General features: G+C 64.2%; 14 protein-coding genes and 1 tRNA gene. 7 read left to right on the top strand and 8 right to left on the bottom strand.

Features of this window, described 5'->3' with window-relative positions; all coding sequences use genetic code 11:
- Positions 1-33: 33 nt before the first annotated feature.
- On the bottom strand, positions 34-270 hold the full coding sequence (locus K3165_RS05030; protein ID WP_221431754.1) for a lipoprotein: 237 nt from the start codon (positions 268-270) through the stop codon (positions 34-36).
- Between the two features lie 3 nt (positions 271-273).
- Entirely contained in the window at positions 274-1,647 is a 1,374-nt protein-coding gene (argH, locus tag K3165_RS05025) for an argininosuccinate lyase (RefSeq protein ID WP_221547694.1), read from the bottom strand.
- Between argH and K3165_RS05020 the strand changes: the two genes are divergently transcribed.
- From K3165_RS05020 to K3165_RS05010, 3 genes are all read left to right on the top strand, one after another.
- Entirely contained in the window at positions 1,646-2,221 is a 576-nt protein-coding gene (locus K3165_RS05020; RefSeq protein ID WP_247713886.1) for a TlpA family protein disulfide reductase, read from the top strand. The genes argH and K3165_RS05020 overlap by 2 nt on opposite strands.
- 67 nt (positions 2,222-2,288) lie before the next feature.
- Positions 2,289-3,515: an NAD(P)/FAD-dependent oxidoreductase gene (locus tag K3165_RS05015; RefSeq protein WP_221547692.1), complete on the top strand. Its 1,227-nt coding sequence runs from the start codon at positions 2,289-2,291 to the stop codon at positions 3,513-3,515.
- Entirely contained in the window at positions 3,485-4,288 is an 804-nt protein-coding gene (locus K3165_RS05010; RefSeq protein ID WP_247713885.1) for a sulfite exporter TauE/SafE family protein, read from the top strand. Before K3165_RS05015 ends, K3165_RS05010 begins: the two co-directional genes overlap by 31 nt.
- 71 nt (positions 4,289-4,359) lie before the next feature.
- Here the strand turns inward: K3165_RS05010 and K3165_RS05005 are convergent.
- A tRNA-Val gene (locus K3165_RS05005) sits at positions 4,360-4,435 on the bottom strand.
- A 69-nt stretch (positions 4,436-4,504) separates the two neighbouring features.
- Between K3165_RS05005 and K3165_RS05000 the strand changes: the two genes are divergently transcribed.
- Complete coding sequence (locus K3165_RS05000) at positions 4,505-5,479, top strand: asparaginase (protein ID WP_221547691.1); 975 nt, start codon at positions 4,505-4,507, stop codon at positions 5,477-5,479.
- Between the two features lie 2 nt (positions 5,480-5,481).
- On the opposite strand, the gene K3165_RS04995 is transcribed toward K3165_RS05000, so the two are convergent.
- The 3 genes from K3165_RS04995 to fmt all read right to left on the bottom strand — a co-directional run bounded on the left by K3165_RS04995 (position 5,482) and on the right by fmt (position 8,329).
- On the bottom strand, positions 5,482-6,591 hold the full coding sequence (locus K3165_RS04995; RefSeq protein ID WP_221547690.1) for a zinc-binding dehydrogenase: 1,110 nt from the start codon (positions 6,589-6,591) through the stop codon (positions 5,482-5,484).
- An 83-nt stretch (positions 6,592-6,674) separates the two neighbouring features.
- A complete protein-coding gene (truA, locus tag K3165_RS04990) occupies positions 6,675-7,424 on the bottom strand; it encodes a tRNA pseudouridine(38-40) synthase TruA (RefSeq protein WP_221547689.1) in 750 nt (249 codons plus the stop codon).
- On the bottom strand, positions 7,421-8,329 hold the full coding sequence (gene fmt, locus K3165_RS04985) for a methionyl-tRNA formyltransferase (protein ID WP_221547688.1): 909 nt from the start codon (positions 8,327-8,329) through the stop codon (positions 7,421-7,423). The genes truA and fmt overlap by 4 nt, the downstream gene beginning before the upstream one ends.
- Before the next feature lie 52 nt (positions 8,330-8,381).
- Here fmt and recR point away from each other — a divergent pair, with 52 nt between their 5' ends.
- From recR to K3165_RS04970, 3 genes are all read left to right on the top strand, one after another.
- Entirely contained in the window at positions 8,382-8,978 is a 597-nt protein-coding gene (gene recR, locus K3165_RS04980) for a recombination mediator RecR (protein ID WP_221429044.1), read from the top strand.
- Positions 8,979-9,041: 63 nt separating this feature from the next.
- Positions 9,042-9,608, top strand: coding sequence for a peptide deformylase (gene def, locus K3165_RS04975; RefSeq protein WP_221547687.1), 567 nt, complete (start codon positions 9,042-9,044; stop codon positions 9,606-9,608).
- A gap of 69 nt (positions 9,609-9,677) precedes the next feature.
- Positions 9,678-11,075 (top strand): DNA recombination protein RmuC, encoded by a 1,398-nt coding sequence (locus tag K3165_RS04970; protein ID WP_221547686.1) that lies wholly within the window; start codon positions 9,678-9,680, stop codon positions 11,073-11,075.
- A 9-nt stretch (positions 11,076-11,084) separates the two neighbouring features.
- On the opposite strand, the gene K3165_RS04965 is transcribed toward K3165_RS04970, so the two are convergent.
- Together K3165_RS04965 and K3165_RS04960 are read right to left on the bottom strand one after the other, a co-directional pair.
- A complete protein-coding gene (locus K3165_RS04965; RefSeq protein ID WP_221547685.1) occupies positions 11,085-12,854 on the bottom strand; it encodes an amidohydrolase in 1,770 nt (589 codons plus the stop codon).
- 54 nt (positions 12,855-12,908) lie between these two features.
- Entirely contained in the window at positions 12,909-13,727 is an 819-nt protein-coding gene (locus K3165_RS04960; protein ID WP_221547684.1) for a TrmH family RNA methyltransferase, read from the bottom strand.

Below are 13,727 nucleotides of genomic sequence, written 5' to 3'. Positions count from 1 at the left end.
GAGTCTAACAAACTGTGCTTTGCGGCCTGCAACTCACTCGGGCGGCAGGTCGAAGGGATCGTCCTCGCGCTCTTCCGAGCGGGTCCTGAGCTCCACCGATCGATCGGGCGCGGCCTGCGGGTCCAGCGCGAGCAGGTCCTGCGCATCGGGTTGCGTCTCGGCGCCGAAAGGCTTGGGCGGCAGGGTCTGGCCCGCGACGGGTTCGAGATCGGCCTTCTGGCCGCAGGCGCATAGCGCAGCCGAGAGGGCGAGAACGGTGATTAAGCGCATGATTTACCTGTCCTCCAGCCGCTTGCGCGCAGCTTCTACCTGCTCCCTAACACGGACCGGTGCCGTGCCGCCATAGGACGAGCGCGCAGCGACCGAAGCATCGACCGACAGGGCGTCGAACACCCGCTCGTCGATGCGGCTATCGATGGCTTTGAGGTCTTCGATCGAGAGGCCGTCGAGGGCGACCGCCTTCTCGTCGGCCAGCTTCACCGCCGCGCCGGTGATGTGGTGCGCCTCGCGGAACGGGATGTCCGCCTGCCGCACCAGCCAGTCGGCAAGGTCGGTGGCAGTCGCGTGACCGGCCTCGGCGGCCTTGCGCATCCGGGCGGTCTGGAACTGGCTGTCGGCCACCATGCCGGCCATGGCGGCAAGGCTGAGGTCGAGCAGGCCCGCCGCTTCGAACACCGGCGGTTTGTCGTCCTGCATGTCCTTGGAATAGGCGAGCGGGAGGCCCTTCATCGTGACCATCAGGCTGGTTGCGCAGCCAATGACGCGCCCGGCATGGCCGCGAACGAGTTCGGCGGCGTCGGGATTGCGCTTTTGCGGCATTATCGAACTGCCGGTCGACAGCGTGTCGGGCAGTTTGACGAAGCCGAAAGGCTGGCTGGCCCAGATGATGAACTCTTCGGCGAGGCGGCTCAAGTGAAGCGAGCATTGGCTCGCCGCCATGAGGTAATCGAGCGCGAAATCGCGGTCGGATACTGCATCGAGGCTGTTGCGGGTCGGGCGCGCGAAGCCGAGCGCCTCTGCGGTCATGTCGCGGTCGAGGTCGAAGCCGGTACCCGCCAGCGCGGCCGATCCAAGCGGGCATTCGTCCATCCGCGCCAGTGCATCGGCAAAGCGCGAACGGTCACGCATCAGCATCTCGAAATAGGCGAGCAGGTGGTGGCCGAGCGTTACCGGCTGCGCGGTCTGGAGGTGGGTGAAGCCGGGCATGATGCTGTCGGCATGCTCGTCGGCACGGTCGACAAGTGCGCCCAGCACGGCGTCGATGCCTGCGATGGCGCGGCGCATGGCGCTGCGGACCCACATGCGGAAATCGGTTGCGACCTGGTCGTTGCGACTGCGCGCCGTGTGGAGACGGCCCGCGGCCTGTCCCACGATTTCGGTCAGCCGCGCCTCCACGGTCATGTGGATGTCTTCGAGGTCCCAGTCCTCGGGTACACCGTCGCGTTCGTATTCCTGCGCGATCTGCTTCAGGCCGCCGGAGATCGTTGCCGCATCCGCCTCACTGACGATGCCCTGCTTCGCCAGCATGGCGACATGGGCGAGGCTGCCGTCGATATCCTCGCGCCAGAGCGCCTTGTCGAAGGGAATGGAGGCGTTGATTTCGCGCATGATCGCGCTAGGTCCTTCGGCGAACCTGCCTCCCCACATGCTGTTGGAGCCCGAATTGTCCCGCTTGTCGCTCACGCTCTTTACCATCCTCGGTCTTGCTGTCGCCGGCTGCGATAGTGGCGCGCCGGAGCAGGCGCAAGAAAGCGGTGCTTCAAGTGCGGCAAGCGGCGAGATCGACCGCAGCATGGCGGGCGAATTGCTGCCCGCGATGAATGTCACCGATCTGGAAGGGCGCGAACTCAACCTCGGCGCACTTCAGGGCACGCCCGTCCTGCTCAACCTGTGGGCGACGTGGTGTGCTCCGTGTGTGAAGGAAATGCCGATGCTCGACGATCTGGCGGGCGAATATGGCGAGGCCCTGCGGGTCGTGACCGTCAGCCAGGACATGGGCAGTGCGGAACGCGTTGCCGCTTTCTTCGAAGAGGGCGGATACGAAAACCTGCCATCGTGGATGGACCGGCAGGCCGAGCTCGGTTTCGCACTTGGCGGCGGGGAACTGCCCACGACTGTGCTATATGATGCGCAGGGTCAGGAAGTCTGGAGGATCCGCGGAGACTACGACTGGTCAGGCGAAGAGGCCCGCGCGGCCATCGACGCAGTCATACAGCCCTAGCTACCCTTGATTCCGAAGCAGAGACATTATATCAGGATTATCTAATATATAGATTGCGAGATAGCTCATGACCAACGGTACTTCCGAATTCGAAGTGGTAATCGTCGGCGGAGGTGCGGCTGGGATTGCCACTGCGGCCTCCCTGCACAAGCGTGAGCCCAGTCTCCGGATCGCAATCGTCGAGCCTTCAGACAAGCATTACTACCAGCCCGGCTGGACCATGGTCGGAGGCGGCATTTTCCAGGCCAAGCAGACCGAACGGGATATGGCTTCGGTCATGCCCGACTACGTGTCGTGGATACGCCAGGCAGCCACGGCTTTCGAACCCGGCAACAACACTGTCGTCCTCGCCGACGGTTCGCGCATCAAATATATCTTCCTCGTGGTCGCCGCGGGCCTGAAACTCGACTGGGACGGAGTAGAGGGGCTGTCGGACACGCTTGGCCGCAACGGTGTCACATCGAATTATCGTTACGACCTTGCGCCCTACACGTGGGAACTCGTCCAGCGCCTGCGATCGGGCCGAGCGCTTTTTACCCAGCCGCCGATGCCCATCAAATGTGCCGGTGCGCCGCAGAAGGCGATGTACCTGTCGTGCTCCGAATGGGAGCGCCGGGGCGTCCTCTCGGATATCGACGTGCATTTCCACAATGCCGGCGGCGTGTTGTTCGGCGTAGCCGACTATGTGCCGGCGCTGATGGAATATGTCGGGCGCTACGGCATTACGCTGGACCTCAACGAGCGGCTCACTGCGGTCGATGGCAGCGCGAAGACCGCGACTTTCGAGACCGCCGATGGCAGTAAGACGGTCGATTTCGACATGCTGCATGTCTGCCCACCGCAGACCGCGCCGGATTTCATCAAGTCTAGCCCGCTTGCCGGTGAAGGCGGCTGGATCGATGTCGACCAGGAGACGCTGCGCCACACGCGGTTCGACAACGTCTTCGGCCTTGGCGATTGTACGAATACCCCCAACGCAAAGACGGCTGCTGCCGCGCGCAAGCAGGCTCCGATCGTCGCGAGCAACCTTATCGCCGCTATCCTCGATAAGCCCATGCCATCCCAATATGATGGCTATGGCAGCTGTCCGCTGACCGTCGAGCGCGGCAAGATCGTGCTCGCCGAATTCGGATATGGCGGGAAGCTGCTGCCGAGCTTTCCGGACTGGGCGCTCGACGGCACGAAGCCGACGCGCCGTGCCTGGGTGCTCAAGGCCGACATACTGCCCAAGCTCTATTGGGAAGGCATGCTCAAGGGCCATGAATGGCTCGTCAAACCCGGGAAGCTTGGCTGATGGACTGGATCTACTGGCTTTCCGGCGCGCTTTCGGGTGGCGCCGTGGGCTTTGTCCTCGGGCTGATCGGCGGGGGCGGGTCGATCCTTGCCGTCCCGCTGATGGTTTATGTCGTCGGCGTTTCGAACCCGCATGTCGCGATCGGAACCAGCGCGCTGGCGGTGGCGGCCAATGCGCTTGGCGGACTGTTCAACCATGCGCGCGCAGGCACGGTCAAATGGCCATGTGGAATGACCTTTGCAGCCGCCGGTATCCTTGGCGCTCTTGGCGGATCGACGCTGGGCAAGAACATAGACGGACAGAAGCTGCTGTTCCTCTTCGCGCTGCTGATGCTGGTCGTCGGCGCGCTGATGCTGCGTGACAAGGGTCGCAAGAGCGATGCGGATGTGCGGCTGGGCAAGGACAATGCGCCAAGACTTCTCGGCACGGGATTGGGCGCCGGCGCAGTTTCCGGCTTTTTCGGGATCGGCGGCGGTTTCCTGATCGTCCCGGGCCTGCTTGCATCGACGCGAATGCCGATGATCAATGCGGTCGGCACCAGCCTGGTCGCCGTCAGCGCCTTCGGCCTGACGACTTCTGCCAACTACGCGATTTCGGGATTGGTCGACTGGGCGCTGGCCGGCATCTTCGTGGCCGGTGGCATCATTGGCAGCATGTTCGGCACCCGCATGGCACGCAAGCTGGCGAGCACGGGAGCGCTGACGAAGATCTTCGCAGGAATCATCTTCGCCGTTGCAGCCTACATGCTGTGGCAAAGCTGGATGGCGATGTAGGGGGACCCGTCGCTTGCGCTCGGGAGTTTCGATGCAAAACCATCCCCCGGATGCTTTTGACTGATCGAAACTGGTGGGCGCTGACGGGCTCGAACCGCCGACCCTCTCGGTGTAAACGAGATGCTCTACCAACTGAGCTAAGCGCCCCAACCAACGTCGGGTGAAGCGCCACATAGCGCGGCTGACACATAAATCAATTGCCGCTAACGCGCCTTTATGACGAAACTCACCGTTCTTGCCACCGGCGGCACCATTGCGGGCATCGCCGGGTCGGCCATCGCCAAGGATTATCGTGCAGGCGAAATTGGGATCGAGGACTATCTCGAGAAGGTCGGCGGATTGGGGCTGGAGGCGGAGCTGTCGGGCCGCCAGATCGCCAATATCGATTCCGCGGACATGGGACCCGAGGTCTGGAATGCGCTCCACACTGCGGTTTGCGAGGCGCTGGACGATCCCGAATGTGCGGGCGTGGTCATCACCCACGGAACCGACACGCTGGAGGAAACCGCATTCCTGCTCGACCTGACGCTACCTGCCGAAAAGCCGGTCGTCGTAGTCGGAGCGATGCGGCCTGCCGACGCGGTCGGTTATGACGGCCTCAGGAATTTCGCCAATGCCGTGCGTGTCGCGAGCGATCCCGATGCCGCCGGGCGCGGTGTGCTGGTCGTGATGGGCGACCGCGTTTTTGCCGCGCGCGACGTGCGCAAGGTCCGCACGCGCGGAACCGAGGCATTCCGGGGTTTCCCGCGCGAATCGATCGGCCTCGTTACGCCGGCCAGCCTGGAGTGGTTCGGTGCGCCGTGGCGACAGGGTGGGCCTGCCAGCTTCGACTGGTGCGACAAGCTGCCCGAGGTCGTGATCGTCTATGCCTATGCCGGGTTCGATGCTGCAGGTGTCGAGCGGCAGGTCGGAGAGAATACGCGCGGTATCGTCGTCGCTGGTGTGGGTGAGGGCAATATGCCTGAAAGCGCGAGGGCGGCGCTGGTGGCGCAGGCTAAACGCGGTCTACCAGTGGTGCGCGCCAGCCGCGCCGATGAAGGCCTTGTCGACCGCGAGCCCGAGGACACGGAAAACGGCTTCGTCGCCGCCCGTGCGCTCAATCCGCAGAAGGCGCGTATCCTGCTGCAACTGCTGTTGGCGGGCGGGATCACCGACCCCGCCGCCATCCAGAAAGCCTTCGACGGCCGCTAGGCTCAGCCGTGCGGCGTGACGAGGTACTTCTCGCCCGTCTTCATCTGGCGATAGTCGAGGATCGCATCCTTGGTCAGCATGCCTTCGAGATCGACCTTGGTCTTGTAGCTGCTGGCGAAGGTCGTGGTGAGGTTTTCGAGCACGCGGGTGCGCATCCGCATCACCGTTTCCATGCCGGCAGTCTGCAGGAACGGCGTCAGCAGCCAGCCCGATAGCGTCCAGCCGAAGCCGTAGGCCGGGGTCAGGATGGTGGGGCCGAAGTCGAGACGGCCGTAGATGAACATGCGCTTCGCCTGGTTCGAACCATAGCGCGAATATTCGGTCATCTTCGACACGGCGACCTGCTCCATCGCCTTGAAGCAGCTGTCGACCATCTGGCCGCCGCCGATGGGGTCGAAGCCGTAGAAAGCATCGGTCTCGTCGATCGCGCTCCGCAGTTGGTCCATGAAATCGTCGTCCGAGGAATTCACGACATGCTTCGCGCCCTGTGACTTGAGCAGCTCTGCCTGGTCATCCTTGCGCACGATGTTCACGAGATCGATCCCGTCTTCGAGACAGATGCGGTTGAGCATCTGGCCGAGGTTCGATGCGCCCACCGTGTGCAGGATTGCCTTCTGGCCGTCCGCCTTGGCGTTTTCGACGAAGCCGAGCGCGGTCATCGGGTTGACGAAGCTCGATGCGCCGGCTTCCGCACTGTGGTCGCCCAGCGGCAGGCACATGGCGGCGTCGGCGATGGCATACTGGCTGAAGGCGTTGCCCGGTACGCAGGCGACGCGCTGGCCCATCAGCGCCTTGGCCATGTCGCTGTCACCCGTGGCGATGACGGTGCCGGCGCCTTCGTTACCCGCGGGAAGTTTCTGCCCATGGCGCGATTTCTGTCCCGAGTTGAACGGTTCGGGCATCTTGGCGACGACCTTGCCGTCCGAATATTCGGCGTTCTCGAAATCGGCCGCGCCGGTGAGGATCGCGAGGTCCGACGGGTTGATCGGCGCCGCTTCCATCTTGACGAGGACCTGGTTGCCGGTCGGCTCGGGGAAAGTGACCTCCTCGATTGCAAGCGTAAGTGTGCCGTCGCTTTCGAGCGTGGTGAAAAGCTGTTTGCCGGTGGTCATCCAATTCCCTTTCGTTGCGTTACGAAACCTGTTTGTGGGTCTCGCTACGCCTCGTTCAAGGGCTTGGCTAGGGTGCCGTTACGTCAGATATCGTCCGGATAGGTCGCATCGACGAAGTAAAGCCCGTGCGGCGGGGCGTTGAGGCCGAGGGCCTGCCGGTCTTTCGCTTCCAGCGCTTCGGCCAGCTGCTCCTCGCGCCAGCGACCCATGCCGACCAGCGCCAGACAGCCGACCATGCTGCGGACTTGGTGATGCAGGAAGCTGCGCGCGGCAGCGCGGATGCGGACCTCGTCGCCTTCGCGCTCAACATCGAGCCGGTCGAGCGTCTTCACCGGGCTTTGCGATTGGCACTGGACCGAGCGAAAGGTCGTGAAATCGTGCAGGCCGACCAGCGCCTTGGCAGCGCGGTCCATAGCCTCGTGATCTAGTTCCTGCGGCACTTGCCACATGCGGTTGCGATCCAGCGTCAGCGGCGCGCGGCGGTTGGCGATGCGGTAGACATAGCTGCGACCGGTGCAGGAAAAGCGCGCGTGCCAGTCGTCCGGCACCACTTCGCAATGCGTGACCGCGATCGGGTCGGGTCGGACCTGCGCATTCAGCGCTTCCATCAGGCGGAAGGGCGCGATGGCCTTCTCGATATCCATGTGGCTGCGCATGGCGAGCGCATGGACACCGGTGTCTGTCCTCCCCGCGCTGAAAAGCCGGACTTCCTCGCCCGTGACGCGGAAGGCGGCGTCCTCGAGCGATTGCTGGACGCTCGGACCATTGTCCTGACGCTGGAGCCCGACAAAGGGTGTCCCGTCGAATTCTATGGTGAGCGCGAAGCGGGTCACGAGAAGTGCGCGCCCTTCGCAATCGCGTTGCCGCGCAGGAACTCGTCACGGTCCATCGCGGGTTTGCCGGCCCGCTGGAGGCGGATTGGGCGGATGGCGCCTTCACCGCAGGCAATGGCGAGGTCATCATCGATGACCGTCCCCGCTTTACCCGAGCCTTCGGCGACTTCCGCACGGAGGAATTTCACCCGCGCTCCATCCATCTCCGACCAGGCGCCGGGGAAGGGCGAGAGGCCGTGGATCTGGCGCACTACTTCGTCCGCAGAGCGCGACCAGTCGATCCGTGCCTCGGCCTTGTCGATCTTCTTGGCATAGGTCGCCGCCTCGTGGTCCTGCTCGATGGCCTGAAGCGCATCGAGATCGATCAGCGTGCCGACCATCAACTGCGCGCCCAGTTCGGCCAGTTCCTCGGTCAGTTCGCCGGTCGTCTTGTCCTCGACCGGAGTTCGCACGGTGGCGAGCATCGGGCCGGTATCGAGACCGGCTTCCATCTGCATGATGGTAACGCCCGTCACCTCGTCACCCGCCATGATCGAGCGGTGGATCGGGGCGGCCCCGCGCCAGTGCGGCAGCAGCGAGGCATGGACGTTGAGGCAGCCATGCGTCGGCGCATCGAGCACCGCCTGCGGGAGGATGAGGCCATAGGCCGCGACCACACCCACATCGGCATCGAGTGCGGCAAACTTCTCCTGCTCCTCGGCCGATTTGAGCGAGGCCGGATGGCGCACTTCGATACCCAGCCGTTCGGCCAGCTGGTGCACCGGGGTCTTGGTCAGTTCTTTCCCGCGGCGGCCGCCGGGGCGGGGCGGCTGGGTGTAGACGCACACCACCTCATGCGCGGCATCCACCAGCGCCTGCAGCGTCGGCACGGCGAAATCCGGGCTACCCATGAAGATTATGCGCATGACGTCTCTTGTGACCTTTCGTGTTCGGCTCGCGCCCCCTATCTGTGCCTCCATGGCATCGCAAGAGATCGAGACGCTGGCCGCCGCGCTGGCACGCCTTCCCGGCCTCGGCCCGCGCAGCGCGCGGCGTGCCGTGCTGTGGCTGGTGAAACGCCGCGAAAGCGCGCTTCCGGCGCTGCTGGAAGCACTAGCCACTGTGGGCGAGGCGCTGGTCGAATGCGACACCTGCGGCAATGTCGACACCACCAACCCCTGCGGTATCTGCGCCGACCCGCGCCGCGACGGCAAGGGGCTGTGCGTGGTGGAGGATGTCGCCGACCTCTGGGCGCTGGACCGCGCGAAACTCTTCACCGGCAAGTATCACGTGCTCGGCGGCAAGCTGTCCGCACTCGACGGTATCCGGCCAGAAGATTTGAACATCGCGAGCCTTCTGTCCCGCGTCGAGGAGGGCGGGATAGACGAGGTCGTGCTAGCGATGAACGCCACGCTCGAAGGCCAGACGACCGCGCATTACCTCGCCGAGCGGCTGGAGGACTTTCCGGTCCGCATCACCCAGCTCGCGCATGGTCTCCCTGTAGGCGGTGAACTCGACTATCTGGATGAAGGCACGCTGGCGCAGGCTTTGAGAGCGCGCAGGCCGCTCGGCTAGGCGATTACTCTGACCGCTCCAATTCGATTGAATTGGTCGGATTCAGCGCCTATCTGACCCTCCATGGCTATCCGTGAAATTCTCGAAGTGCCGGATCCCCGGCTCAAGGTCGTGTCCGAACCCGTAACCGAGTTCGACGACGAACTGCGCGAACTCGTCTCCGACATGTTCGAAACCATGTATGACGCACCCGGTATCGGTCTCGCGGCTATCCAGGTCGGCGTGCCGAAGCGCGTGCTGGTGATCGATCTCCAGCCCGAGGACGAGGAAGCCGAGGGCGAGGTCTGCAATCACGGCGGCCACGAACACGTCCACTATCCGACGAAGAAGGAACCGCGGGTCTTCATCAATCCCGAGATCCTCGATCCGGCGGAGGAGCTCGCGACATACCAGGAAGGTTGCCTTTCGGTCCCCGATATCTTCGCCGATGTCGACCGGCCGGCCACCTGCCGCGTGCGTTATCAGGATCTCGATGGCGAGACCCAAGAAGAAGAGCTCGACGGCCTGATGGCGACGTGCATCCAGCACGAGATGGACCATCTCGAAGGCATTCTCTTCATCGACCACCTCTCGCGCCTCAAGCGCAACATGGCGCTGAAGAAGCTGAAAAAACTGCGCGAGGCGGCGTAAGCCTCCGAAACGGTTGAAATTGGTGAAAGCGCTCTAGCGTTCCCTCTCCGTTCCGCCTAATGTGGCGGGATGGACCCAATGCTTTTCATCCTCATCGCACTGTTCGGCGGCCTCCTTGTGGGAGGCTTCGCCGGATGGTTTTTCGGCTCGCGCCCTGCGGCCGACTGGCAGGCACGCCATGCCGAACGCGATGCAGAGGCGAAAGACCTCTCCGATAAACTGTCGCGCATGGCGCCCGAGCTGGCGACCATGTCCGATCGCGCTGCGCGTGCGGACGAGCTTGCCGGGAAGCTCGATGCGGCGCGTGAGGAGAATACGGCCCTGAAAGCACAGGCCGCCGGTTTCGAGGAGCAGAAGCGCCTGCTCGAGGAGAGCCGCGAGAAGCTGCTCAAGGAATTCGAAAATACCGGCGCCAAGGTGCTCGGCGCTGCGCAGGAGAAATTCCTCGAGCGCGCGAACGAGCGGTTCGGCCATTCCGAAAAGACGTCCGAGGCGAAGATCAGGGAATTGCTCCAGCCGGTTGGCGACCGGTTGAAGAAATACGAAGATCAGGTCGCCGCGCTGGAAGAGAAACGTACCAATGCCTTCTCCTCGCTCGCCGCGCAGATCGAACAGATGCGGCTCGGGCAGGAAGAGGTCCGGCGCGAGGCGCAGCGGCTCGGCAATTCGCTCACGAACGCCCCCAAGGCGCGCGGGCGCTGGGGCGAGCGGGCGCTGCAGAACGTGCTTGAACAGGCGGGGCTTGCCGAACATACCGATTTCATCCTCGAACATTCGCTCGAGACCGACGAGGGCAGGCTGCGCCCGGACGCAATCGTCAACGTGCCGGGGCAGAAGAAGCTGGTGATCGACGCCAAGGTCTCGCTCAACGCCTATCAAGCCGCCTTCGAGGCGGAGGATGACGAGGTAAAGCGCCAGCAGCTCGCGCTGCACGCCAAGTCGATGCGCGGGCATGTCCAGACGCTCGGGACCAAGAGCTACCAGAGCCAGTTCGACGAAGCGCCCGACTATGTCGTGATGTTCGTGCCCGGCGAGCATTTCGTCGCCGCTGCGCTGGAAGCCGATCCGGACCTCTGGGACTTCGCATTCCACAACAAGGTACTGCTCGCCACCCCGACGAACCTCGTGGCCATCGCGCGCACGGTTGCGCAGGTATGGCGGCAAGACAAAATGGCCGATGAGGCGCGCGAAATTGGGCGAATGGGTTCTGAATTGTATGAGCGCCTGCGGACAGCATCAGAGCATCTGAAGCGGATGGGCGGTGGACTCGAATCCGCCGTAAAGAATTACAATAGCTTCGTCGGAAGCTTCGAACGCAATGTCCTGTCTTCCGGTAGAAGGATGGCCGATAAGGGCATCGAGATCGGGAAGGCGGAAATCCCAGACATCCCGCTGGTCGAAGGAACACCGCGCTACAATGCGGAAGATGCCGCGCAGATCGAGGACGGTCGCGAGGCTGCCGAGTAGGCCGCTCGCCTAGCGTTCGAAGACCACTTGGCCGTTCACTATCGTCATCATGATGCGGCCACCCAGAATCGCTGACGGATCGTCCTTCGCCAGCGCGAAGGGGTCGATGTCCATCACCGTGATGTCCGCCCAGCGACCGGGCGCGATTATGCCCGTCCGGTCCTCGCGGAAGGCGGCAAAGGCCGCCCAGCTGGTGTAGGCGCGCACCGCCTCCTCGATTGTTACCGCCTCTTGCCGGTACCAGCCGCCGTCGGGCAGCAGGTCCTTGCTTCGGCGGGTAATCGCCGAATGCAGGCCGTAGAAAATGCTGTGGTCGGAACCCGGATTGTCGGCGTTGAAGGTTAGCGCCGCACCGCTCCGCCGCAGGCTGCGCCATGCGTAGGCACCGCGGATGCGCTCCGGCCCGAGCCGGTCTTCGGCCCAAGCCTTGTCCTCGACCGCATGCGGCGGCTCCATCGAGGCGATCACGCCAAGCGTGGCAAAACGTCCGAGGTCCTGTGGGGCGAGTACCTGCGCGTGCTCGATCCGGTGGCGATTGGCAGCAGTTCCGGGGAACTTGCCGAAGGTCGCCTCGAGAATGTCGAGCGCTTCGCGATTGCCCGCATCGCCGATCGCGTGGATGCCGGTCTGGAAACCGGCCTTCATGGCGGCATCGTTGAGATCACGGTCGAAGCCGTAATTGCCGCCGCTCACGCCGCGATGGCCGGGGCGGTCGGAATAGTCTTCGAGCAGCCGGGCCCCGCGCGAGCCGAGCGCGCCGTCGTAATAGGCCTTCACCGCACGCGTCACGAGCATGCTTTCGGCGTCCGTATCCGGCCCACGCGCAATCCAGCGGCGCATCAGCGGTTCGTCGCGCAGCGAAAGCATGGCGTAGACGCGGATCGGAAGCGTGCCTTCCGCCTCCAGCGCTTCGAAGGTCTCCATCGATCGCCTGTCGGCACCGGCCTCGTGGATCGTAACGAACCCGTCGCGCGCCATCTGCATGAGGCCCGCGCGGGTCTGGCGCTTCATGGTCTCGAGCGGTGCCTGCGGGATGGCCGCGTCAAGCATGGTGGTCGCGCGGTTCAGGAAGAGGCCGCTGGGCGCGCCATCTGCCGCAAGCCGCATTTCACCGCCCTCCGGAACAATGCTCGACGCGGTAATCCCCGCCGCATCGAGCGCGGCCTGGTTGGCCCAGAGCCCGAACCCGTGGAGGCTGCGCATCACCACCGGATTGTCCGGTACGGCAGCACTCAGCAGCGCCTTGTCGGGATAGTCGTTCGCCCATGCGCCTTCATCCCATCCGGCACCGAAGATCCATTCGCCTTCCGCCGCGCTCTTCGCGCGCTGCGCAACAAGGGCGACGGCTTCTTCTTCCGTAGCAACATCGGTCAGGTCGACCGCGTCCAGCTTCGCGCCCAGTTCGACGATGTGCGAGTGCGAGTCGACCAGGCCTGGCAGGACCGTGGCACCATCGAGATCGACGACGCGCGTCTCATCGCCGCGCAAGGCCATCGCCTCGTCCACGCTGCCCGCGAACACGATCCGCCCGTCATCTATCGCGACGGCCTCGGCATCGGGGCTCCACCTGCCCGCGCTGAAAGGTGCGTCGGTGGCGGGAGTGCCTTCGCCATCGGGATCGCTCCATGCGAGGGTATAGACACGGCCGTTGGCGAGGATGAGGTCCACATCGGCCGATCCCGCAGTTTCGATAGCCTTGTCAGAACAGCCCGCCAGAATTCCGGCGGCAGCGATCATGGCCAGCGTTCCCGCCTTCGCCCTCGTGAAAATCTCGAACAATCCCGCCTCCCCGCATCGCTTGCTGTGACTAGGCAGCAAGTTTCCCGTGCAAGATCAAGAGGCGGCGGGATCGAGCGCGGCGAGGACCTCGTAGCCGAGCACCGCGGCAGCCACGGCAGCATTGAGGCTGTCGGCCCGTCCCTTCATCGGCATGGTGACGCGCAGGTCGCATGCCATCTCGTATTCTTCGGGAAGGCCGCGGCTCTCGTTGCCGACCATAACGAAGCAGGGCGAGGCATAGGGCGCGGAGCGATAGGGCTGGGCATCGCGCAGCGATGCGGCGACCAGTTGCCCGTCTCCGCCTCGAAGCCATGTCTCGAACTGCGACCAGTCGGCCTGCGCGATCTTCTGCGTGAAGACCGCACCCATGCTGGCGCGCACGGCTTCGACGCTGAACGGGTCGGCGCAATCGTCGATCAGGATCAGACCGCCAGCGCCGATTGCATCGCCGGTGCGCAGCATCGTGCCGAGATTGCCCGGATCGCGCAGCGCCTGGGCCACCAGCCAGATATCGGCCTTCGACCGATCAAGCGATGCCAGCGAAGTGTCGAATTCGGCGAACACGCCCGCGACTGCCTGCGGATTGTCCTTGCCGGTGATCTTGGAAAGGATGTCGGGCGAGGTTTCGATCACTTCGCCACCGCTCTGCTCCACTGCCTCTTCGAGCGCGGTCAGTAGCGGGTGGGGATCGCGCTTGTCGGCCAGCACCAGCACTTCGGGCACATGTCCGCATTCGCGCGCGTCTGTCAGCAGGCGCAGTCCTTCGGCGAGAAACTTCTTCTCGCGCTTGCGGTGCTTCTTTTCGCGCAGGGCCCTCAGGGCCTTGACCGTTGGATTGGAAAAGCCGGTGATGACGCGGCGGTGTCCGGTCAT

This window comes from Qipengyuania xiamenensis, from assembly GCF_019711495.1.
GTDB lineage: Bacteria > Pseudomonadota > Alphaproteobacteria > Sphingomonadales > Sphingomonadaceae > Qipengyuania > Qipengyuania xiamenensis.
The sequence above is the reverse complement of the archived record's forward strand: the minus strand, read 5'-3'. Positions and strand labels throughout refer to the sequence as shown.